Annotated in this window: 20 protein-coding genes; 7 read left to right on the top strand and 13 right to left on the bottom strand. The window is 72.3% G+C overall.

Translation table 11 applies throughout. The annotated features are described in order from the left end of the window. Positions 1-148: 148 nt before the first annotated feature. Positions 149-1,345, top strand: a complete 1,197-nt coding sequence (locus ACUYMY_RS16635) for a PucR family transcriptional regulator (protein WP_481704630.1) — start codon at positions 149-151, stop codon at positions 1,343-1,345. 26 nt (positions 1,346-1,371) lie between these two features. Here ACUYMY_RS16635 and ACUYMY_RS16630 read toward each other — a convergent pair whose 3' ends face one another. From ACUYMY_RS16630 to ACUYMY_RS16620, 3 genes are all read right to left on the bottom strand, one after another. Further along, a complete protein-coding gene (locus ACUYMY_RS16630; RefSeq protein WP_481704629.1) occupies positions 1,372-1,767 on the bottom strand; it encodes a helix-turn-helix domain-containing protein in 396 nt (131 codons plus the stop codon). Further along, positions 1,764-3,044, bottom strand: coding sequence for an MFS transporter (locus tag ACUYMY_RS16625; protein ID WP_481704628.1), 1,281 nt, complete (start codon positions 3,042-3,044; stop codon positions 1,764-1,766). Before ACUYMY_RS16625 ends, ACUYMY_RS16630 begins: the two co-directional genes overlap by 4 nt. A 124-nt stretch (positions 3,045-3,168) precedes the next feature. Then, a complete protein-coding gene (locus tag ACUYMY_RS16620; protein WP_481704627.1) occupies positions 3,169-4,638 on the bottom strand; it encodes an amino acid permease in 1,470 nt (489 codons plus the stop codon). Between the two features lie 228 nt (positions 4,639-4,866). Between ACUYMY_RS16620 and ACUYMY_RS16615 the strand changes: the two genes are divergently transcribed. Further along, entirely contained in the window at positions 4,867-5,085 is a 219-nt protein-coding gene (locus ACUYMY_RS16615; RefSeq protein WP_481704626.1) for a hypothetical protein, read from the top strand. 100 nt (positions 5,086-5,185) lie between these two features. On the opposite strand, the gene ACUYMY_RS16610 is transcribed toward ACUYMY_RS16615, so the two are convergent. The 9 genes from ACUYMY_RS16610 to ACUYMY_RS16570 form a co-directional block, all read right to left on the bottom strand. After that, positions 5,186-6,580 carry a sugar porter family MFS transporter gene (locus ACUYMY_RS16610; protein ID WP_481705084.1) on the bottom strand — a complete coding sequence of 465 codons (1,395 nt, stop codon included), beginning with the start codon at positions 6,578-6,580 and terminating at the stop codon, positions 5,186-5,188. A gap of 283 nt (positions 6,581-6,863) precedes the next feature. Next, the gene (locus ACUYMY_RS16605) at positions 6,864-7,880 is read right to left on the bottom strand and encodes a cyclase family protein (protein ID WP_481704625.1); all 1,017 of its coding nucleotides are present in this window, start codon (positions 7,878-7,880) and stop codon (positions 6,864-6,866) included. Then, on the bottom strand, positions 7,877-8,125 hold the full coding sequence (locus ACUYMY_RS16600; RefSeq protein ID WP_481704624.1) for a hypothetical protein: 249 nt from the start codon (positions 8,123-8,125) through the stop codon (positions 7,877-7,879). Before ACUYMY_RS16600 ends, ACUYMY_RS16605 begins: the two co-directional genes overlap by 4 nt. Before the next feature lies 1 nt (position 8,126). Continuing rightward, complete coding sequence (locus tag ACUYMY_RS16595) at positions 8,127-9,470, bottom strand: TRAP transporter large permease subunit (RefSeq protein ID WP_481704623.1); 1,344 nt, start codon at positions 9,468-9,470, stop codon at positions 8,127-8,129. A gap of 121 nt (positions 9,471-9,591) precedes the next feature. Beyond that, on the bottom strand, positions 9,592-10,380 hold the full coding sequence (locus tag ACUYMY_RS16590; RefSeq protein WP_481704622.1) for an NAD(P)-binding domain-containing protein: 789 nt from the start codon (positions 10,378-10,380) through the stop codon (positions 9,592-9,594). A 17-nt stretch (positions 10,381-10,397) separates the two neighbouring features. Next, positions 10,398-11,027 (bottom strand): RraA family protein, encoded by a 630-nt coding sequence (locus ACUYMY_RS16585; RefSeq protein WP_481704621.1) that lies wholly within the window; start codon positions 11,025-11,027, stop codon positions 10,398-10,400. 31 nt (positions 11,028-11,058) lie between these two features. Then, entirely contained in the window at positions 11,059-12,060 is a 1,002-nt protein-coding gene (locus ACUYMY_RS16580; RefSeq protein ID WP_481704620.1) for a tripartite tricarboxylate transporter substrate binding protein, read from the bottom strand. Positions 12,061-12,101: 41 nt separating this feature from the next. Continuing rightward, entirely contained in the window at positions 12,102-13,604 is a 1,503-nt protein-coding gene (locus tag ACUYMY_RS16575; protein WP_481704619.1) for a tripartite tricarboxylate transporter permease, read from the bottom strand. 1 nt (position 13,605) lies between these two features. Beyond that, positions 13,606-14,112 (bottom strand): tripartite tricarboxylate transporter TctB family protein, encoded by a 507-nt coding sequence (locus tag ACUYMY_RS16570; RefSeq protein WP_481704618.1) that lies wholly within the window; start codon positions 14,110-14,112, stop codon positions 13,606-13,608. 132 nt (positions 14,113-14,244) lie between these two features. On the opposite strand from ACUYMY_RS16570, the gene ACUYMY_RS16565 reads away from it, so the two are divergent. From ACUYMY_RS16565 to ACUYMY_RS16550, 4 genes are all read left to right on the top strand, one after another. Next, positions 14,245-15,033 carry an IclR family transcriptional regulator gene (locus ACUYMY_RS16565; RefSeq protein WP_481704617.1) on the top strand — a complete coding sequence of 263 codons (789 nt, stop codon included), beginning with the start codon at positions 14,245-14,247 and terminating at the stop codon, positions 15,031-15,033. Positions 15,034-15,393: 360 nt separating this feature from the next. Continuing rightward, a complete protein-coding gene (locus ACUYMY_RS16560) occupies positions 15,394-17,637 on the top strand; it encodes a heavy metal translocating P-type ATPase (RefSeq protein ID WP_481704616.1) in 2,244 nt (747 codons plus the stop codon). Between the two features lie 82 nt (positions 17,638-17,719). Continuing rightward, positions 17,720-18,145 carry a hypothetical protein gene (locus tag ACUYMY_RS16555; RefSeq protein ID WP_481704615.1) on the top strand — a complete coding sequence of 142 codons (426 nt, stop codon included), beginning with the start codon at positions 17,720-17,722 and terminating at the stop codon, positions 18,143-18,145. A gap of 46 nt (positions 18,146-18,191) precedes the next feature. Beyond that, the gene (locus ACUYMY_RS16550; protein WP_481704614.1) at positions 18,192-18,800 is read left to right on the top strand and encodes a DUF305 domain-containing protein; all 609 of its coding nucleotides are present in this window, start codon (positions 18,192-18,194) and stop codon (positions 18,798-18,800) included. A 40-nt stretch (positions 18,801-18,840) separates the two neighbouring features. Here ACUYMY_RS16550 and ACUYMY_RS16545 read toward each other — a convergent pair whose 3' ends face one another. Further along, complete coding sequence (locus ACUYMY_RS16545) at positions 18,841-19,512, bottom strand: GntR family transcriptional regulator (protein ID WP_481704613.1); 672 nt, start codon at positions 19,510-19,512, stop codon at positions 18,841-18,843. Between the two features lie 150 nt (positions 19,513-19,662). Here ACUYMY_RS16545 and ACUYMY_RS16540 point away from each other — a divergent pair, with 150 nt between their 5' ends. Further along, entirely contained in the window at positions 19,663-20,949 is a 1,287-nt protein-coding gene (locus ACUYMY_RS16540) for an MFS transporter (RefSeq protein WP_481704612.1), read from the top strand. Positions 20,950-21,108: the final 159 nt, after the last annotated feature.

Genomic DNA, 21,108 nt, shown 5'->3' with positions numbered 1-21,108 from the left:
CATACGGCCGCCGCCGCCCACCCGAGGCGAGAAGCCCGGAATTCTGGGGATCGCGCCATCGTGCATCAGACAACTGTCGCGGCCTACGGCGGCAAATGTCGCCTCGTGTGGACGCGGCCGGGTCCCCCGCGGACGTATGCTGAACGGCATGCGGCACGGCGTCGAGGAACTGGTGGAAGAGGCGGCGGCCAAGCTGGGGCGGGGGCTGAGCGTCGAGGACCTCGACGGCGTGCTCATCGCCTACTCGTCCAACCAGCCCCAAGCGGACCCGGCGCGCGTGCGGTTCCTCCTCTCCAAGCGCCTGCCGCCGGACATCCAGGCGTGGCAGCTCTCGCACGGCATCGCGACCGCCGTGCGGCCCGTGACCGTCCCGGCGAACCCGGCCCTCGGCATGTACGGGCGCGTGTGCGTGCCGCTGCTCGTGCGGGGGTTCCGGGTCGGCTACCTCTGGATCCTGCAGGGGCCCGAGGAGGACGGCGCGGCGGCGATCCTCGCGGCCCTGCCGGCCGTGCGGCTCGAGCTCGAGCTGCTCGCGGGGCTGCTCCTGGAGTCCAACACCGCGGAGTCCGCGCACCGGCGCGGGCGCGAGGCCGAGTTCCTGGCCGCCGCCGCGGGGGACCGCGGCGCTCAGGCGGCCATCTCCGGATGGCGCGAGATGCACGGCCGCGCCCCATGGCAGGTCGCCGTCCTCCTGGACCCCGACGGCGTCACGCCCGAGGACCCGCAGGCGGCGACCGTCGCGACGAGCACGGCCGCGATGCAGGCCACCGCCGGCATCGACCCGGCCCTGTTCACCGCGGGGACCGAGACGCACGCCGTCGTCCTCTTCGCCGCGACGAGCGCCCGGGCGAGCCACGCCGCCGTCCTCACCCACTACGAGCGGGAGCTCGCGAAGCGCTCGGGGCGGCCGGCCGGGCGCGTGCTCGTGGGCATCAGCGAGCCGTTCTCCGCCGTCAAGGCGCTGCCCGAGGCCACGGCGCAGGCGCGCCTCGCCGCGCAGGCGGCCGCCGTGGACCCCGAGCTCGGCGAGCTCGTGGACGTGCGCAGTGTCGGCGCCTACCAGCTCATGGGGACGCTGGCAGCCGAGCCGACGAGCGTGTACTTCTCGCTGCTCGAGGCCGAGGACCGCAACGGCGAGCTCCTGCCCGTGCTCGAGATGCTCTACGACAGCGACGGGGCCGTGCAGACCGTCGCGGACCGGCTGCACGTGCACCGCTCGACCGTCTACCACCGGCTCGCCCGCGTGCGGAAGGTGATCCGCGCCGAGCCGCTCTCAGGCAGGGTGCGGCAGGAGCTGCACCTCGCGCTCAAGGCCCGCCGCTGGGCCGGCCGCCCCCGGATCTGAGGCCTCAGTAGCGGATGGCCTCGGGCTCAGGCCTCGCCGACGGCGGGCCCGCCCTTGCGCGGGCCCTTCTGCCCCTCGAGCCACGCGAGCACGTCCTCGCGCCGGATGCGCCGGTGCGAGCCCCGGTACTCGACGGGCCACGTGCCGAGGTCTGTCAGCTTGCGCACGTAGGTGTGGCTCACGCCCGCGAGCTCGGCGGCCTGCGCGACGGTCAGGAGCGGCTCGGCGCTGCTCACCGTGACCGCCTCTCCGCGGGCCAGGCGCCCGAGCAGGTCCTTGACCGCCGCGTCCGCCTCCGGGGTGAGCCGGTGCGCGGTCCCGTCGACGAACACGGAGACGTCCTGCGCGGCCAGCGCCCGCCCGAGCGCGGCGGCGTCGTCGGGATCCAGGGCCGGGGTGGTGCGGGGCGCGAAGCGGCTCATGGGCCCACCTTAGCCGCGCTTCCGCGCATCCGCAGGGCGACGAGGATGCCGGAGGCCGCGGTGAGGACGGCGACGATGCCGATGGCCGCGGGGATGCCGAAAGCATCCGCGGTGATGCCGGAGAGCAGGGCGCCCACGGCGAAGCCGCCGTCGCGCCAGAGCCTGTAGACGCCCACCGAGCGCGCACGCCAGCGCGGGTGGGCCACGTCGCCGATGGCCGCCAGCAGGGTGGGGTAAACCATGGCCGTGCCCGCGCCGAGCAGGGCGGAGGCGGCGACCCAGACAGCGAAGTCTCGACCCACGGCCACCATCGCGAGCGCCCCGGCCTGGACCAGCATCCCGGCCACGATGAGCGGCTTCCGGCCCACCCGATCCGAGAGGGCGCCGGTCACGAGCTGCCCCGCGCCCCAGACCGCGGGGTAGACGGCAGCGAGGATGCCGATGCGGTCGGGGCCGAGCCCCGCCGCCGCGAACAGGAGGGGGAAGAGTCCCCAGGCCAGTCCGTCGTTGAGGTTGTTGACCATGCCCGCCTGGCTGACGGAGGAGAGCGACCTGTCCCGGAAGCTGGTCAGGGCGAAGACCTCGCGGTCGGACAGGTCCGCCACCCCGACATGTCGAGGGGCGTGGGCGGCGGCCTCTGCCCTGACGTGATGGCGCGTCTCGCGGACGGCCAGGACGGACAGGCCCAGGCCGACGGCGATGAACGCGGCGCCGAGCAGGAACGGGCCGGGGCGGAGCCCGGCGGTGGACGCAATGTATCCCGTGGCGAGCGCCGTGCCGGCAACACCGAGGTATCCGGCCGCCTCGTTCAGGCCCATGGCCAGGCCTCGCTGCTCGGGGCCGACGAGGTCCATCTTCATCACCACGGTCGTGGACCAGGTCAGGCCTTGGCTGATGCCGAGGATGACGTTGGCCGCGACGACCCAGCCCCACGAGGGCCCGAGGATCAGGAGGAGGGGGACGGGGACGGCGACGAGCCAGCCTGCCACGAGGACGGGCTTGCGGCCGTAGCGGTCGGCGAGGGCTCCGGCAACGTAGTTGGTGGCGGCCTTGGCGACGCCGAACGCGAGGATGTACGTCAGGGCGGCGGTGTGCCCCTCGAGCCGGAAGTCGTCCTCGGCCAGGAGGGGCAGCACGGTGCGCTCCTGCCCGAGGGTCCCGCCGACGAAGGCGTTGACGGCCACGAGGAGCGTGAACTGGGCAGCGTTCTGGCGCAGGCCCAGAGTGATTGCGCCGCGGTCCCTGGGCGGCCGCCGGGGCGGCCCGGTGCTCCTCATACCGCCCATGATGCGGCCTCGGCCCGGCTGGACGGAGCAGGTGCCTCACAGAAGCACGACGGCGGGTGGCCGGCCCATGAGAGCCGGCACCCGCCGTCGTGCGTACCCAGGAACGGATGCTGGGTCAGGCGGTGACCTTCGCCTCCTCCTGCAGGACCTCGCGGTGGCTGGCGATGCGGGCCTGGTGCAGCGGGGACTTCTTGACGACCTGCCACGCGACGAAGAGGACGGCGAACCAGATCGGCGTCACGAGCAGCGCCGTGAGGGTGTCCGGCTGCGTGGTCAGCGCCCAGACGAGGAAGCCGAAGAACGCGAACACGGTCCACACCATGACCCGGCCGCCCGGCATCTTGTACGTCGAGGCCGCGTGCAGCTCGGGGCGGCGCTTGAGGTAGACGAGGTAGCTCGCGAGGATGATCGACCACACGAACATGAAGCAGACGGCGGAGACGGTCGTGACCATGTCGAACGCCGCGCCGATGCTCTTGCCCGCGTAGAGGAGCACGATGCCGGAGAGCAGCAGGACGCACGAGAGGAACAGCGCGTTCTGCGGGACCTTGCGGGACGAGAGCCTGCCGAAGACCGACGGCGCGTCGCCCTCCATGGCGAGGCCGAAGACCATGCGCGAGGTCGAGTAGATGCCCGAGTTCGCGCTCGACATCGCCGAGGTCAGGACCACGAGGTTGACGATCGTCGCCGCCGCGCCGAGGCCCGCGAGCGAGAACATGCCGATGAACGGCGAGTGCCCGGCCATGAACTCGGTCCACGGCGTGACCGACATGAGGATGATGAGCGCGCCCACGTAGAACAGGCCCACGCGGACCGGGATCGCGTTGATGGCCTTGGGCAGATTGCGCTCCGGGTTCTTGGTCTCGGCCGCGGCGGTGCCCACGAGCTCGATGCCCACGAACGCGAAGACGGCGATCTGGAAGCCGGCCACGAAGCCCATGAACTCCTTCGGGAAGAAGCCGCCGTGCTGCCACAGGTTGGAGAACGAGGCCGTGCCCGCCGAGGAGGTGAAGCCCGAGAAGATCATGTACAGGCCCGTGACGATGAGGGCCAGGATCGCGACGATCTTGATGAGCGCGAACCAGAACTCGACCTCGCCGAACGCCTTGACTGTGGGCAGGTTCAGGGCGAGGAGGATCACGATCGTGGCGAGGCCGGGGACCCACAGGGGGATGCCGGGCCAGAGCTCGTTCGCGTAGCCGGCGATCGCGATGACGTCCGCGACGCCCGTGACCACCCAGCAGAACCAGTAGGTCCAGCCGGTGAAGAAGCTGGCCCACGGGCCGAGGAGGTCCCCGGCGAAGTCGCTGAAGGACTTGTAGTTGAGGTTGCTCAGCAGCAGCTCGCCCATGGCGCGCATGACGAAGAAGAGCATGAAGCCGATGATCATGTAGACGAAGATCACCGAGGGGCCGGCGACCGAGATGGTCTTGCCGGAGCCCATGAACAGGCCGGTTCCGATGGCGCCGCCGATCGCCAACAGCTGGATGTGCCGGTTGGACAGGCCGCGGGAGAGGTGGGGCTCGTCGAGGTGGCTCGACGCTGAGCCGGCAGACGGGACCCTGGGGGTGTTGGGCGTAGTCATAGTGCGCAGACCTTCGCAGTGGTGCCTTCAAATGTGATGCCCCTAACAGGGCCTTTTCTAGGCTACAGCCCCCTGAATGTGGTCCTGACCATACAGAGTGTCTTGATCGTCACAGGGATCGTGCGACAGATGTCGGACGGGAACGGCGTGGCGCGCATAAATTAAGTTGTCGGACAAATTAGTGTGCAACTAAGGTTGTCGGTTGAAAGTTGTAGCAAGGAGATGTTCATGTCCCACAGCCGACACCAGCACGACGCGCTGACCGTCGTCGTCGACTCTGCGCGCGAGCTCGATTCCGTGCTCGGATCCGCCATCGGCACGCTCCAGGAGCGCGCCCTCGCCAACCCCTGCTGCGGCATCCTCGTCACCCGTGAGGAGCCCGGGCAGTACACGGTTGCCTTCGACGAAAGCGTCCCGTTCGGCGTCACGCACCAGCGCTGCACGTGACCGCCACGCACGCGAGAGGCCCCCGGCTACCGCCGGGGGCCTCTCGCGTAGGTTTCGGCCGCCGCCCGCCGTCGTGCGCCCCCGAAAGCCGGGGCCGCAGCTAGCGGGTCCGGGCCGAGTTCTTCTGCACGAAAAGGGTCTCGGCCTGCTCGAGGGACATGCCGTTCGTCTCGGGCACGCGCGCCATGACGAACACGAACGAACCCGCCGCGAACGCCGCGTACAGGGCGTACGTCACGGGCAGGGACCAGGCGGCCATCGGCGGGAAGCTCACGGTGATGAGGAAGTTCGCGACCCACTGCGCCGCCGCCGCCAGCCCGAGGGCGCGCGCCCGGATCGCGGCCGGGAAGATCTCGCCGAGCAGGACCCACACGATCGGCCCCCACGACGCGCCGAAGCTCACCACGAACACGTTCGCGGCGACGAGCGCGACCGGCCCCCACGCGCCGTCGAGCGACAGTTCCCCGCCGTGCGAGCTCGCCGTCGAGAACGCGGCGGCCATGACCCCGAGCGAGAGGGCCATGCCGAGCGAGCCGGCGAGCAGGAGCGGGCGGCGGCCGATCCGGTCCACGAGCGCGATCGCCACGAGCGTGACGAGAATGTTCGTCACCGACGTCGCGACGGAGATCGCGAGCGAGTCCTCCTCGCGGAACCCGACGGCCTTCCAGAGGGTGGTCGAGTAGTAGAAGATCACGTTGATGCCCACGAACTGCTGGAGCACCGAGAGCAGGATCCCGACCCACACCACGGGCTGGAGCCCGAGCGACGGCCCGCGCAGCGAGCCCTTGCGCTCCGAGAGCCGGTCCTCGTCGATGGCCTGGCGGATCTCGCGCAGCGAGCGCTCGGCGTCCTCGGCCGGGGCGATCTCCGCGAACACCGCGCGGGCGTCGTCTTCGCGGCCCTTCAGCACGAGGAAGCGCGGCGACTCCGGCAGCACGAACGCGATCCAGCCGTAGACGACGGCGGGCACGGCGCCGACGGCGAACATCCACCGCCACGCCTCGACGCCGAGCCACAGCTCCCGGTCGGCGCCGCCGGCGGAGGTCGCCAGGACGGCGTCGGAGAGCAGAGCCGCGAAGATGCCCGCCGTGATCGCGAGCTGCTGGAGCGAGGCCAGCCGGCCGCGCAGCTGCCGCGGCGAGATTTCGGCGATGTACGCCGGCGCGATCACGGACGCGAGCCCGATCCCGAGCCCGCCCACGATCCGCCACAGGATGAGGTCCCACAGCCCCACGGCGAAGCCCGTGCCGATCGAGCTCACGAGGAACAGCGCCGCGCCGAGCTTCATCGCCGGGATGCGCCCGTAGCGGTCTGCGACCGCCCCCGCGAGCCAGGAGCCGGCCGCGCAGCCCAGGAGCGCGACGGCGACGGCGAACCCGGTCACGGCATGCGAGAGGGCGAAGCCCGCCTGGAGCGCGTCGACCGCGCCGTTGACCACGGAGGAGTCGAAGCCGAAGAGGAAGCCGCCGACGGCGCCGGCCACGGCGAGGCCGATGACCTTGCGATGCGTCGTGGGGCGGGGCGCGCCGTCGGACCCGCTCGGGGTCGAGGGCGCGCCGGGGTGCTCGAGGGATGTCTGAACCAAGGAGGGTCCTGCTTTCGCGGTACTTCCGGACAGGGAGCGCCGCTGGACCCACCAGCGGGAGCGCAGAGCGCCGTGACAGTCTGCCACCCGCGTGCCTGTCCGGCCAAACGTGGGCGGTGTCACCATGTCATGGACGACGCCGGGGCCCGCCTCTGAGCTGGGCGACGCCGTCGGGTGTGCGGATGGCCGCGCGCTAGCAGACGGCGGTCGCGTTCGCGGGGGAGCCCGTCGCGCCGGTGATGTTGAGGGGCTTGACCGTGATGAACGCGTCCCAGGCGCCCACGTCCCGCAGGTGGCGTGCGAGGGGCCCCAGCCGCCAGAGCTCGCCGAGGGGCAGGCCGAGCTTCGCGAGCAGCTCCTGGTGCATCATGCCGCGGTCGTTCGGCGCAGAGCCGAGGAACGGGCTGCCCGCCGCGGCCGGGAGGCACTCGACCGCGAAGTTGTCCGCCGCGATGAGCGCCAGCCGGTGGTCCCAGGCCCACCGGACGAACTCCCTGGACTGGAGGATCCCGCTCGCGCGCCGGCCAGCGCGCAGTTCGAGCCGCGACTCCGGCGGCAGGGCGAGGAACCACTCGGCCCAGCCGGTGTGCAGGAGGAGGACGTCGCCGGGCCTCAGCGCTGCCGACTGGGCCTCGAGCGCGGCCTCGATGAGCCCAAGGCCCAGGCCCTCGCCCGCCGCGTGGTCGATCGGCCTGCCGTCGCGCTCCCGAAGGCCCGCGAGGTCGGCGAGGACGGCGCGGCCGGCGATGGGCCGCTCCGCCCATTCCTGGATCCCGAGGTCCGGGGTTCCCTCGCGGATCCGCTCGTCAGGGGTGCCGTTGTAGAACCCCACGTCGTCGGCCCGGCGGTGGCGCAGCCCGTCGATCTGGGTCGAGCCCTGGAGGTAGTAGCCGTCGAGGTAGTCGTCGCGGTGGGCGGGGTGCGAGGAGTAGATCGTGTGGCGGGGAGGCGTGCGGGCGAGGGACATCCCCGGGTCGAACGCGTCGGCGGCGTAGTCGAGGCCGAAGACTGTTCCGGTGCGGATGCACGCGCGCGCGTCGAGGATGGCGTCGGGCCCGATGAAGGAGGGGGTGCCGCGGCCGGGCTCGGGGAAGAGCTCCCACGAGGTGCCCGCGAGCGGTCCTGGCCGGGACTGCAGCTCGGCGTAGTCAGGGTAAGCAGCGTCGCCGGGGTTGTCGGCGTCGTCAGGCGAGCGGGGGTGCGGGGTCACCGTGCCTGGGCCTCCTTCGCGGGCTGGCTCAGGCGGGAGTAGCCCAGCAGGTAGCCGGCGACGGCGCAGACTGACGCCGCGATGCAGGCGGGGGTCTTGAGCCACGCGTCGAGGGCGTCGAGCCACTCGCCGCGGCCCACCGCCAGGGCGAGGGCCTGCGCGGCCACGAAGGCGGCCCCGCCCAGCAGCAGGGCGGCGAGGCTCAGGGTGAAGACCGCGCCGACGGCGCGCCGGAGCTGGCGCATGTCATCCTCCGATCGGGAGTACGCCGAGGGCAATGAGGACTCCGATGGCGAGCAGGGGCAGGGCGTAGTGGGTGATCAGGCGGGCGAAGGTCCTCAGCGGGTCGACGTCGGCGATCCCGCAGGCGACGTACAGCGGGGCCCCTCCCGGCGGGACAGCCGCCTCGCACGAGGAGAAGACCAGGACGGCGACGGCCGCCGTCGTCGCCGGCACGCCCGCGGCGACGAGGCTCGCGACGCCGACCGTCCCCACCGCCGCCATCGTCGCGGTGGCGGAGAGCGGGGCCGCGACGGCGATGACGATGAGCCCGACGAGGCATGCGAGCAGCCACAGCGGCAGGTCGAGGCCGCCCAGGAGCGCCGTCATCTGCCCGGGGAGCCCGGTCGCGGCGAGCGCGTTCGCGCCCGCGAACGCGAAGAGGACGGTCACCCCGACGACGCCGAACCTCGGGGCCGAGTGCCGCAGGAACCTGAGCCAGTGGCCCGCCGAGCGGGGGAGCCGCCGCAGGCCCAGGAGGGCGCCGGTGACGATGAGGACGACAGGGATCCAGACGATGACGCTCACCGCCCCGGACACCGCCACGCCCGACCACTCGGAGAGGGCCTCGGCGACCGCGCCGGAGGTGAGGACGAGCGGCAGGGCGACGACGGCGAAGAGCAGCAGGGTCGGCCAGCCGCGGGCGAACGCCTCCCGCACGGGCGCCCGGTGCGCCGCGTCCAAGGGGGCCATGCGGCTGCGGCGCACGAGCAGGAACGTGACGATGAGGCGGTGGAGGAAGCACCACAGGCCTCCGATGAGCAGCGGGAGGACGAGGCTGTTGACGTCCAGGAGCGGGCCGACAGTGGCCGATCCGACGAGGACGAACATCGACGCGCTGAAGGGGAAGGTGATGCCCATCCCGGCGTTGCCCGCCACGAGCGTCGCAGCGGCAGGCTTGTCCAGGCGGGCGCGCTCCATCCACGGGATCGTCACGGAGCCCACGGTCGCGGCGATGGCCGCCTGGTTGTGCACGATGCTCCCCAGCCCCGCCGAGGCGACCGTCGAGACGTACGCCGGTCCGCCCCGCAGGCCGCCGAGGAGCGAGTTCAGCAGGTCGATGAGGCGGTCCAGGACGCCGGCCCGCTCGAGCAGGTAGCCCATGAAGACGAACGCCATGGTGGCGTAGACGATCTCGTCGGTGGCGGCCGTCGAGAAGGCGGACCACGCCGTGGCGAGGGCTTCCTCGCCGGTGAACGGCAGCACGGCGAGGAAGCCCAGGATCATCGCCTCGCCGACGCTGCGCCTGAGCAGCACCGTCCAGGCGAGGATCACCGCGAGGTAGGCGGCGAGGGCCCAGATGCCGGTCATGGTTCCCTTCGGTTGGTCGATCGGGGGCTATGGAATCCGCCGGGGCGGGCGCGGCAGCTGCGGCCGAACGTTCAGCCGACGTGCGGCCGCAGCTGCCTGTAGCCTCCTGCCCGAGATGGCCCTAGGGCAAGGCCGGGGTGCTCTCGGCCGGCGTGCGGGCCATGCGGTCCATCGCCGCCGCGGAGGCGTTCGTCATCTCGGCGGGCACGCCGAGCTCGGCCAGGTAGGCCGCGGTGTCCTGCATCTCCCGAGAGCGGCGCAGGGCATGCTTGGCCGTGCCGACGAGGAACCTGTCGATCACCGCCTGCCCGTCGCCGGCGAGCTGCCGCGCGATCTGCCCGCGGATCCATTCCTCGAGCCCCGCCGCGCGCCCGGCCTGGACGGCCTCGACCACGACCGAGGCGAGCCCCTTCATGAGCACGCTCCGCAGCAGCTTGTGCGCCATGGCGGCGCCGGGCTCGCCCTCGACCACCTCGACGGGCGCGCCGAGCGGCGGGAGGAGCTCAGCGACGTCGGCCGCCCCCGGGCCGCTCGCCATGAGCGGGGTCCGGATGCCGAGCGCGCTGACAGGGCCGAGGATCGCGACGTCGGCGAACCGGGCCGAGCTCGGCTGGCGGCCGAGCTCGCGCATGGTCGCGGGGGACGATGACGTCAGGTCGGCGTAGCAGCTGCCCTCGCGCATCACGGGAAGGCACTCGGCGGCCACCGCCCTTGCGGCCGCCGCGCCCGTGAGGACGAGCACGACGTCGGCCTCGCGGCAGGCGTCCGCCGCGCTCGAGGCGCGCCGCACGCCGTCGGGCGTGGAGGGGGCGACGGGGTCGAAGCCCGCCACGGTGTGGCCGGCCCGGACGAGGGCCGAGGCGTAGACCGCCCCGGCCTCGCCGAGCCCGATGACGGCGCAGGATGTCATGGAGGTTCTCCTTGTGGTCACTGGCGGGCGCTGAGGATGGCGCGACGGCGGCTGGTCTCGTCGGCGAAGACCGCCTCGGCGGCCTCGGCGACCTTTTCGGCCTGGGCCTGCGGGACGACGACGATCCCGTCGGAGTCGCCCACGACGATGTCGCCCGGGAGCACCGGGACGCCGCCGAAGGCGATGGGCGTGCCGAGCCGGGACGGACCGTCCTTGTAGGGGCCGGCGGGGGTCGTGGCCCGGGCGAAGACGGGCATGCCGATCTCGCCGAGCGTCTCGGCGTCGCGCGCCGCGCCGTCGAGCGCGAAGCCCGCGATGCGGTGGTTGAGCGCGCGCTCGCCGATGAGCTCGCCGAGCAGCGCCCGGGAGGTGTCGCCGCCGCCGGCGACGACGATGACGTCCCCCGGCTGGGCCTGCTGCAGGGCGCGGTGGATGCCCTGGTTGTCGCCGGGCCGGGTCCAGACGGTGAACGCCGGGCCCGCCAGGCGGGCCCCCTTCCAGATCGCCTGGATGGCGGAGTCGGCCACGCCGAGCCGGTCCATGGCGTCGCCGATGTTCGCGGCCGGGAGCTTGGCGAGGCGCTCGACGACGGCGGGGTCGGGGCGCCGGAAGCCGGCGTCGGCGTTCTGCACGGTGGGGGTGGTCATGATCGTCTCGCTTTCGGTGGGCGGGCCGCGGCTAGTCCTTCTTCTGGACGAGGGGGAGGACCTTCTTGAAGTCCTCCTCCTGCTGCGCCCAGACGGCCGAGTAGTCGGCGCCGGAGAGGTAGCTGGTCTGCAGGCCGAGGTCGTTCATCTTCGCGACGACGGCCGGGTCCTCGATGGCCTTCTTGAGGGCCGCCTCGAGCTTGGCGGCGATGCCCTCGGGGAGGCCGGCGGGGGCGGAGTAGCCGCGCACTGTGGCGGCCTCGACGTCGTAGCCGGACTCCTTGAAGGTCGGGACGTCAGGCAGGGACGGGGAGCGCTCGGCGGACATGACGCCGAGGACCCGGGCCTTGCCCTGCTTGGTGAGCTCGGTGACGTCGCTGCCACTCGCGACGAGGACGTCGACGTGCTTGCCGAGGAAGGCGGTGGTGGCCTGGGAGGCGCCCTCCGAGAAGTGCACGGGGGCGAACTCGGCTCCGGTGGCCTCCTGGAGCTGGGCGAGGGCGAAGTGCTCGCCGGTCTGCAGGCCGGTGGTGCTCGCGGTCAGGGACTTCGGCTCGGCCTTCACCGCGGCGAAGAGCTCCTCGAGCGTCGTGTACGGGCTGTCGGGGGCGACGGCGATCGCGGCCGGGTCGACGACCTGGCGGCCGAGCGGCTGGAAGCTCGCGCGGGTGTACTTGGCGCCGCGGCTCGGATCCAGCGGGGAGACGACGACGGACGGCGAGCCGGTCGCGCCGATGGTGTAGCCGTCGGGTTTGGCGCTCGTGAGCTGCGTGTAGCCGATCTGGCCGCCGGCGCCGGGCTTGTTCACGACCTCGACGTTCGTCCCCAGCTCCTTCTCGAGGATCGGCTGGACGAGCCGGGCCGCGGTGTCGACGGCGCCGCCGGGGGCGAACGCGACGACGAGCTCGATGGACTTGCCCTTCTTCGGGAAGTCCTCGGCCGCCTTGGCGGCGCCGCCGGCGTTCGCTCCGCAGCCGGTCAGGGCGATGAGGGCCGCTGCCGCGGCCGCGGTGAGGGCATGCTTGCGCTTCATGGTTGCTTCTTCCGTGGGTGGTGGGGGAGTGGGGGTGAGGGTCAGACCTCGGGGTCGTCCGTCAGGGCCTTGGGCTTGCGCAGGCGCAGGAGGGGACTGACGACGATCAGGAGGCCGAGGCCGATGAGGACCGCTGCGATGGGCCGGTCGACGAAGACCCCGAAGTCGCCCTGGGAGATCTCGAGCGATTCGCGCAGCGAGCGCTCCATGAGGGGGCCCAGGACGAGGGTTAGGACCATCGGCGCGAGGGGGATCTCCAGGTGCCTGAGGGCCAGGCCGACGAGGCCGAAGGCGATCATGACGAAGACGTCGAAGACGCTGAAGTTGATCGTGTAGGTGCCGATGACCATGAACAGGAGGATCAGGGCCGTCAGGATCGGCGCCGGGACGCGCAGGATCGAGGTCCACAGGCCGACGAGCGGCACGTTGAGCAGCAGCAGGAGGAGGTTGCCGATGAAGAGGCTCGCGATGATGGCCCACGCGATCTCCGAGTGCTCCGTGAAGAGGGTCGGGCCCGGGGTGAGCCCCTGCTGGAGGAACGCGCCCATGAGCACGGCGATGGTCGGGGAGGCCGGGATGCCGAGCGTGAAGAGCGGGATGAGCGCCGCGTTGGCGTGGGCGTTGTTGGCGGTCTCCGGTCCCGCGACACCCTCGACGGCGCCCTTCCCGAGCTCGCGGCGGTGCTTGGAGAACTTCCGCTCCGCCCCGTAGGAGAGCAGCGAGGCGACAGAACCGGTCATGCCCGGGATGAGCCCGAGGCCGAAGCCGATGCCCGTGCCGCGGGCCATGGCCGGCGCGCTGCGGCGCAGATCGGATCCGGACGGCAGCAGGGAGCGGAGGCCGGGGGCGTGGACCGAGGAGGCCTGGGAGCCGGCGCGGTAGGCGAGGATCTCGGAGAGGCCGAAGACGCCCACGATCACGGCGACGAAGCTCACGCCGTCGAGGAGGTGGTCCGCGCCGAAGGTGAAGCGGGGAGCCCCGGCCACGGGGTCGATGCCCACCATCGCGATGAGCAGGCCCAGCGCTCCGGAGATGAGGGCCTTGACCATGGACTTCCCGGCGAGGGCCACGAGGAGGGAGATGCCGACCACCATGAGGGCGAAGAACTCCGGCGGGCCGATGAGCAGGCCGGCCTCGCCGAGCGGCTTGGCGGCGGCCACGAGGCCGAGCGTGGCGATGGTCCCGCCGACGAACGAGCCGAGGGCAGCGATGGTGAGCGCGACGCCGGCCTTGCCGATGCGGGTCATGGCGTAGCCGTCGATCGTCGTGATCGCCGACGCCGCCTCCCCGGGGGTGTTGAGCAGGACGCTCGTGATCGTCCCGCCGTACTGGGTGCCGTAGAAGATCGCGCAGAGCATGATGATCGACCCGGTCGCGTCGAGGTTGAGCGTGAGCGGGATGAGGAGCGCGACGCCGGCCACGGGCCCGATGCCCGGAAGGACGCCGATGACGGTGCCCAGGAGGCAGCCGAGGAAGGCGAAGATCAGGTTCTGCAGGGTCAGGGCGGAGGCGAAGCCCGCGAGCAGCTCGTTCACGGTGTCCATGTCAGAGTCCGATCGTGTTCAGTGCGGGGATGGCCGAGGTGGGGAGCTCGACGTTGAGGCCGAGGCTGAAGGCATAGAAGGCGCCGACGCTGCCGGCCAGCGCGACGACGAGGGAGAGCGGCCAGGACCGCTTGCCCCGCAGGCGCAGGTGGTAGAGCAGGAACAGGAACATCCCGACCTGGAAGCCGAGGATGTCCAGCAGGGCCGCCAGCAGCACGAGGCTGATGACGACGGCGGCGACGAGGCGCCCGTCCGCGCCCTCGCCGCGGGCGCTGGGTCGCCGCAGCTCCTGCAGGAGCCAGAGTCCGGACATCGAGACGAGGATGCACCCCATCGCGAAGGGGAACAGCCCCGGGCCGGGCCCGAGCGAGGACCACAGGCCGAGGGAGAGGGATTCGACCGCGGCGTAGGTGCCGAGGGCTGCGAAGGCCGCGATGCCGGCCAGGGTCGCGCGGGCCACACGAACCGGCCGTGTGGGTGCAGTGGTGCTCGTTGACTCCATCGTCATCCGGATTGCCTTTCAGGGGATGAACGTATCTTCCAGAGAATGGAAGACTATTACGCTGCTAGAAATAGTGACAGGAGCCACAGGGGCTGTCAAGGCGGCCGGCGCGTGCTCGGAGTTACATAGAATGAAAGAATGACGACGACGCCTGAGGGCCCTTCCGGGGAGCCGAAGAGCTCGAACATGCGCTCCCTGTCCCGGGCCCTCGAGGTCTTCGCGGAGCTCCAGCGAGCGGACCGCCCCCAGCGCCTGAGCGACCTCGCACGCTCGTGCGGCATGAGCCTGCCCACGACGCTGCGCATCCTGCGGGTCCTGCAAGACTTCGGCATGGTCGGCCAGACCGACAAGACGTACCGGATCGGGCCTGCGGTGCTCCCTGCTGCGCGGAGCTATCTCGAGAACGACCCCCTCGTCGTGGCGGCCAGGCCCGTGCTCCAGCAGCTCGCCTCCCAGACCGGGCTGACGGCGTCGCTGTACACGCGGCTCGCGCTCGAACGGATCCTCGTGGCCCGGGTCGACGGCGAGGCGCCCCTGCGCTACGACCTCCCGCTCGGCAAGCGGCTGCCCCTCACCGCCGGGGCCGCCGGCAAGATCCTGCTGGCTTCCGCCGCGGACGACGAGCTCGAAGGCGTCGTCGAGCACGCGGTGGCCGCCGGGCATGAGCCCGACGGATTCTCGCTCGAGGAGCTGCGCTCCCGGCTCCCCGGGCCGGGCGAGGACTTCTCCTACTCCGCCGACGAGCGCGCGACGGGCGTGCAGTCCGTCGCCGTCGCCGTGCCGAACCCCCGCGGCGCCAGCACGGAGTCGATCTCCCTCACGAGCCCCGTCGAGGCATCCGACGAGGCCGCCCTCAAGAGCCGTGTCCCCGAGCTCCGGCGCGCCGCACGCAGGCTCGCCGAGCTCCTCGAAGGCAGCGTCTACTAGCTGCTGATCCGACCCCCGGGCTGACGGTCCGTGCTTCGTCCCGCCCTGCCGTCTTGGGCGGATCGTCCCTTGCTGTGCGTCCGGAGCCTTCCCTGCGAATGGTGACACGGCCCATCGCCAGGAGGACGCCCCGAGGGCGTCTCCGCGACGATCAGGCGTCTCGCGTCTTCCCGGAAGGCGTCTCCAGAGCGACAAGGCGCCGAGCTCGACGGCGTAGCGCTCGTTTGGCCCCTTGACCCATATACCCCCCGGGGGTATGTTGGTCGTGCTGTCAGCGATGGAGGCGGTCCTGGGGATTCCCCCACTCACCGCCGATCGACCACAGCCCGAACGAATCCTCACGGAGAGAACGGGTCACCAGTGAACCAGCACAGCAGGCATCAGCATCCCGAGGTCGCCGATCGAGGCTACACGGCGCCTCAGCCGCACGAGCACGCGCATCTCGAGCACGCGCACGATGAGCACTCCCACCACGAGCACGCCCAGCACGGGCACACGCACACCGAGCACGCGCACCCCGCCCAGCCCACCGCGACCGAACAGGCCCCGGACCTCTCGGCCCACCTCCACCACGGCGACACGCACGCGGTCCACACCCATGGCGAGCACGCCGGCCACTCGGTGGCGATGTTCCGCGACAGGTTCTGGCTCACGCTCGGCCTCACCGCCGTCGTCGTCCTCTTCAGCCCCATGGTGTGGCACCTCTTCGGCGCGATGCCGCCCCTGTTCCCCGGCAGCGAGTGGATCCCGCCGGTGCTGGGCACGGCCGTGTTCGCCTACGGCGGGGCGCCGTTCCTCCAGGGCGGCCTGCGCGAGCTGCGCGGGCGCCAGCCGGGCATGATGCTCCTCATCTCGATGGCCATCACCGTCGCGTTCGCCGCCTCGTGGGCCACGAGCCTGGGGATCGGCGGCTTCGCCCTCGACTTCTGGTGGGAGCTCGCGCTCCTCGTGACGATCATGCTCCTCGGCCACTGGCTCGAGATGCGCGCCCTCGGCGCCACGCGCGGCGCCCTCGAGGCCCTCGCGGCGCTCCTGCCCGACGAGGCCGAGCGGGTCACCGCCACCGGAACCGAGACCGTCCCCGCCACGGAACTCGTCCCGGGCGACCTCGTCCTCGTCCGCGCGGGCGGCCGGCTCCCCGCCGACGGCCGGATCGAGGAGGGCACCGCCGAGCTCGACGAGTCGATGATCACCGGCGAGTCCAAGACCGTCACGCGCGGCCCCGGCGCCACGGTCGTCGCGGGCACCGTCGCGACCGACACGAGCCTGCGCGTGCGCGTCGAGGCCGTGGGGGAGTCGACGGCGCTCGCGGGCATCCAGCGCATGGTCGCCGACGCGCAGGCCTCCTCGTCCCGCGCCCAGGCCCTCGCCGACCGCGCCGCCGCCTTCCTCTTCTACTTCGCGACGGCGGCGGGCGTCATCACCTTCGCCGCCTGGACGCTCCTCGGCAGCCTCCCCGACGCCGTGACGAGCGCCGTCACCGTCCTGGTCATCGCGTGCCCGCACGCGCTCGGCCTCGCGATCCCGCTCGTCATCGCCATCTCGACCGAGCGCGCAGCCCGCGGCGGCGTCCTCGTCAAGGACCGCCTCGCCCTCGAGCGCATGCGCACCGTCGGCGCCGTCCTCTTCGACAAGACCGGCACGCTCACCAAGGGCGAGCCGGAGGTCGTCGGCGTCTCCGCTGTGGGCGGGGGAGCGGGCGACGGCGGCACGGACGACGGCGCGCTGCTCGCCCTCGCGGCGGCGGCCGAGTCGGACTCGGAGCATCCGGTGGCGCGGGCCATCGTCCGGGCGGCCCGGGACCGGGGGCTCGACGTGCCCTCGGCCAGCGGGTTCGAGGCCAGCTCCGGCCGTGGCATCTGCGCCCGCGTCGGCGGGGAGACCGTCCACGTCGGTGGCCCCGCCCTCCTGGCCGAGCTGGGACTCGAGCCGCCCGCCGAGCTGCGCGACGCCGTCGGCGGCTGGGAGTCCCGCGGGGCCTCGGTGCTGCATGTGGTCCGGGATGGGCGGATCGCCGGGGCCCTCGCCCTCGAGGACTCGGTCCGCGAGGAGTCCCGCACCGCGGTCGCGGCGCTCCAGCGACTCGGGGTCCGCGTCGCCATGATCACCGGCGACGCCCAGCAGGTCGCGGACGCCGTCGCGGCGGACCTCGGCATCGACGAGGTCTTCGCCCAGGTGCTGCCACAGGACAAGGACCGCAAGGTCGCCGAGCTCCAGGGCCGCGGGCTCACCGTCGCGATGGTCGGCGACGGCGTCAACGACGCCCCCGCCCTGGCCCGGGCCGACGTGGGCATTGCCATTGGCGCCGGCACGGACGTGGCCATCGAGTCGGCCGGCGTCGTGCTCGCCGGGAACGACCCGCGCTCGGTAGTCTCCGTCGTCGAGCTCTCCCGCTCGAGCTACCGCAAGATGTGGGAGAACCTCGTGTGGGCGACGGGCTACAACGTGATCGCGGTGCCGCTCGCCGCGGGCGTGCTCGCGTTCGCCGGGATCATGCTCTCGCCGGCGGCGGGCGCGGTGCTCATGTCCCTCTCCACGATCGTTGTGGCGCTCAACGCCCAGCTCCTGCGCCGCCTCGACCTGGATCCCCGGCACGTCTCCTAGGATGGCGAGCGTGCGAAACGACATCATTCGCGGGCGGATGGGGGCCCTCCGGCCCCTGTCGGCCCGTGAGTTGTGCAGTTTCGTGCGCCTCGTCGCCGTCCTCGCCCTGGCCCTGGGCCTCCTGGCCATGCACACGCTCGGGTCCGGGCAGGCCGGGCACGAGCTGGCCGCCGCCGGGGTGCATGACGGCCAAGCACCCACTGGCGCACACGTGTCCTCGGGCCATGCCGCTGTGCACGCGGACGGGCACTCGGCCGGTGCCCAGCTCATGGCGCACGCTCAGCGCCTCCGCGACGCGGGCGCCACGTGCGTGCCCGCCGACCCCGAGGAGCACAGCGTCGCCCACTGCGTCCCCGCTCCCGGTGCGGCGGCCCCGGCGCCGCCCGCCGTCGTCGTGCTTGACCGCTCCGACGCCCTCCCGCACCCGCCGGCGGCGGCCGCTCCGCGCTCCGTCCTGGCCCGCGCGCCCGCGCCGGACCTCGCAGACCTCTCCATCAGCCGGACGTGACGGGGCCCGCCCCGCCCACCACCGACCACTGACGAAAGAGACGACCATGACCACGACACTCTGCCGCGCCTTCCCCGCGGCCCTCCTGACCGCAACCCTCGCGCTCGCCGGCTGCGCCACGACGGGACCCTCAACCGCACCGAGCAGCACGGGCGCCGCCCACGGCGACCACCAGGCGCCCACGGGCACCCCCAACGTGGGCTTCAATGCGGGCGACGTGATGTTCGCGCAGATGATGATCCCGCACCACCAGCAGGCCATCGAGATGAGCGACATCGTCCTGGCCAAGCCGGGGCTCGACCCGCGCGTCGCGCAGCTGGCCGAGCAGATCAAGGCCGCCCAGGGGCCCGAGATCGCGACCCTGCGCGGCTGGCTCGGCGACTGGGGCCAGCCGAGCATGATGCCCGGGGGCGCAGGCCACGGGATGGAGGGAATGATGAGCGCGGAGGACCTCGCGAAGCTCCAGGCCGCCGACGCCGCCGAGGCCTCGCGGCTGTTCCTGACCCAGATGATCGCCCACCACGAGGGCGCCGTGTCGATGGCCGAGGCCGAGAAGGCGTCCGGGCAGCACGAGGGCGCCAAGGCGATGGCCGAGGCGATCGTCACGTCCCAGACCAAGGAGATCGAGGACATGAAGGCGATGCTGGCCAGCTAGCCGCCCACCCGATGCGGGGTCAGGTCCCTGCGGTACGGGGTCAGGCCGTGAGGAGGCCCGCGAGGCCGTCCAGGACGGGCTTGCGGCTCGACTCGATGTGCGCCGCGGCCACGGCCTCCGCGAGCTGGGCCTGGCCGGTGAGGATGGCGTCGGCGAGCTCGTCGTGCTCGAGGGCGTTGATCTCGAGCGGCCGGTTCACCGAGAGGCCGAAGATCCACCGGGTCAGGCCCCGCAGCGGTCGGATCGAGCGCTCGAGCAGGGCGTTCCCCGCGAGGTCCACGATCTGCTCGTGGAAGATGCTGTTGAGGTCCGAGGTGCGCACGGCGTCGCCCGCGGCCATCGCGTCGCGGGCGAGCCGGAGCGTCTCGGTCAGATGCGCGCCGTCGGCCCCCGCGGCGACGCGCTCGGCTGCGCGGCGCGCCGCGAAGGACTCGAGCAGCACGCGCAGGTCGAAGAGCTCCTCGACGTCGGCGAGCGTGAGACGGCGGACGACGGCGCCGCGCCGGGGTGCCGTGACGAGGAAGCCGTCCTGCTCGAGCCGGTGGATGGCCTCGCGCACCGGGATGCGGGAGACGCCGTACTGGTCCGAGAGCTCGCGCTCGCGCAGCCGCTGCCCCGGTGCGAGCCGGCCCTCGACGATCGCATCGAGGATCTGCTGGTAGACCTGTCCGGCCATCGCCTCGTCGGGCGCTGCTGCTGCCTGATTTTCCACGGTACGAGAGTACGTCCTCGGCGCTGTCTGGGTCCGCCTGCTCCTCGTGTCATTCATCGCCCCAGCAGGCGCCACGCAGCCCCCACTGACGTAATCTGAGAGCCACCGACCCACTCCGGGCGGGCCGGGACCTCAGCAGGGGAGCGGACCATGACCCATCAGACGCCCGAGAAGCCCCGGGACATCGGCCCGGCACTCGCGTTCGCCGAGCCCGAGGCGCCGGTCCAGGCCCCCTGGATCCTCGGCGTCGTGTTGGTGAACCTGGGCATCAACGCCGCCTTCTTCGGCCCGATCCAGGTGCTCCTCGGCCAGCAGGCCGCCCACTTCGACCCCGGGCAGAAAGAGGCGATCCTCGCCCTCGTGACCGGCGCCGGCGCGGCGGTATCGATGGTCGGCAACCCGCTCGCGGGCGCGTTCTCGGACCGCACGTCGAGCCGCTTCGGCCGCCGCAGGCCGTGGGTCCTGGGCGGGGCGCTGCTCGGCGCCGTCGGGCTCGTCGCGCTCGCCGGCGCGCCGGACGTCGCCATCATGACGGCCCTGTGGTGCCTCGTGCAGGGCGGATGCAACGCCGCCTATGCGGCCATCACCGCCGCCATCCCGGACCGGGTTCCGGTGCTGCAGCGGGGGACCGTGGGCGGGCTCGCGGCGATGGGCCAGACAGTCGGCATCCTCCTCGGGGCGGTCATCGCCGCCGTCGTGGCGGGCGCCTTCGGCCTCGGCTACGTGGTGTGCGCAGCGGTGCTCGTGCTCGGCGTCGTCCTGTACCTCGCGAAGGCCGACGACGACCCGCTCCCCCGCTCGTCGGTGGTGCCCTTCTCGCTGGGCGCCTTCCTGGCCTCGTTCTGGGTGAGCCCCCGCGCCTACCCGGACTTCGGCTGGGCCTGGCTCACGCGCCTGCTCGTGAACATCGGCAACCACATGGTCACCCTGTACCTGCTGTTCTTCCTCGCGGACGCCGTCCACCTCGAGGGGACCACGGGCATTCCCGCCGCGACGGGCGTGCTGATCCTCACGGGCCTCTACGCGGTCATGGTCATCGTCACGAGCGTCCTCGGGGGCAAGCTCAGCGACCGCATGGGCAAGCGGAAGCCGCTCGTCATCGCGTCCTCGGCCGTGATCGCCGCGGCCTCGCTCATCCTCGCGTTCTTCCCGACCTGGACCGGCGCGATCATCGGGGCCCTCGTGCTCGGGATCGGCTTCGGCGCCTACCTCGCCGTCGACTTCGCGCTCATCACCCAGGTCCTCCCGCGAGCGGCCGACCGCGGCAAGGACCTCGGGGTCATCAACATCGCCAACTCGCTCCCGCAGGTAATCGCACCGCTGATCGCGTATCCCTTCGTCGCGTTCCTCGGCGGGTACGTCTCGCTCTACGTCGCGGCGGCCGTGATCGGCCTGCTCGGGGCGGTCTTCGTCACGAGGATCCGCTCGGTGGCCTGACGCACTCCCTCCCGACGATGCGGGGTCACGTCTCAACGATCCGGGGTCACCTCTCAAGGATCCGGGGTCACCTCGTGGGCAGTCGGCCGCGGAAGCCGCGAAGGGGTGCTGGCGTATAGTTGGACAGTCCCCAGCGCGCCCCCACCCTTGGCGTGTGGG

The sequence above is a fragment of the Sinomonas sp. T428B genome (assembly GCF_056780155.1).
The sequence above is the reverse complement of the archived record's forward strand: the minus strand, read 5'-3'. Positions and strand labels throughout refer to the sequence as shown.

Coding starts and splice junctions, on each gene's coding strand:
- ACUYMY_RS16565 (WP_481704617.1), top strand. CDS start 14,245: ATGACGACGACGCCTGAGGGCCCTTCCGGGGAGCCGAAGAGCTCGAAC.
- ACUYMY_RS16540 (WP_481704612.1), top strand. CDS start 19,663: ATGACCCATCAGACGCCCGAGAAGCCCCGGGACATCGGCCCGGCACTC.
- ACUYMY_RS16615 (WP_481704626.1), top strand. CDS start 4,867: ATGTCCCACAGCCGACACCAGCACGACGCGCTGACCGTCGTCGTCGAC.
- ACUYMY_RS16595 (WP_481704623.1), bottom strand. CDS start 9,470: ATGACCGGCATCTGGGCCCTCGCCGCCTACCTCGCGGTGATCCTCGCC.
- ACUYMY_RS16635 (WP_481704630.1), top strand. CDS start 149: ATGCGGCACGGCGTCGAGGAACTGGTGGAAGAGGCGGCGGCCAAGCTG.
- ACUYMY_RS16600 (WP_481704624.1), bottom strand. CDS start 8,125: ATGCGCCAGCTCCGGCGCGCCGTCGGCGCGGTCTTCACCCTGAGCCTC.
- ACUYMY_RS16590 (WP_481704622.1), bottom strand. CDS start 10,380: ATGACATCCTGCGCCGTCATCGGGCTCGGCGAGGCCGGGGCGGTCTAC.
- ACUYMY_RS16575 (WP_481704619.1), bottom strand. CDS start 13,604: ATGGACACCGTGAACGAGCTGCTCGCGGGCTTCGCCTCCGCCCTGACC.
- ACUYMY_RS16585 (WP_481704621.1), bottom strand. CDS start 11,027: ATGACCACCCCCACCGTGCAGAACGCCGACGCCGGCTTCCGGCGCCCC.
- ACUYMY_RS16580 (WP_481704620.1), bottom strand. CDS start 12,060: ATGAAGCGCAAGCATGCCCTCACCGCGGCCGCGGCAGCGGCCCTCATC.
- ACUYMY_RS16630 (WP_481704629.1), bottom strand. CDS start 1,767: ATGAGCCGCTTCGCGCCCCGCACCACCCCGGCCCTGGATCCCGACGAC.
- ACUYMY_RS16620 (WP_481704627.1), bottom strand. CDS start 4,638: ATGACTACGCCCAACACCCCCAGGGTCCCGTCTGCCGGCTCAGCGTCG.
- ACUYMY_RS16625 (WP_481704628.1), bottom strand. CDS start 3,044: ATGAGGAGCACCGGGCCGCCCCGGCGGCCGCCCAGGGACCGCGGCGCA.
- ACUYMY_RS16550 (WP_481704614.1), top strand. CDS start 18,192: ATGACCACGACACTCTGCCGCGCCTTCCCCGCGGCCCTCCTGACCGCA.
- ACUYMY_RS16570 (WP_481704618.1), bottom strand. CDS start 14,112: ATGACGATGGAGTCAACGAGCACCACTGCACCCACACGGCCGGTTCGT.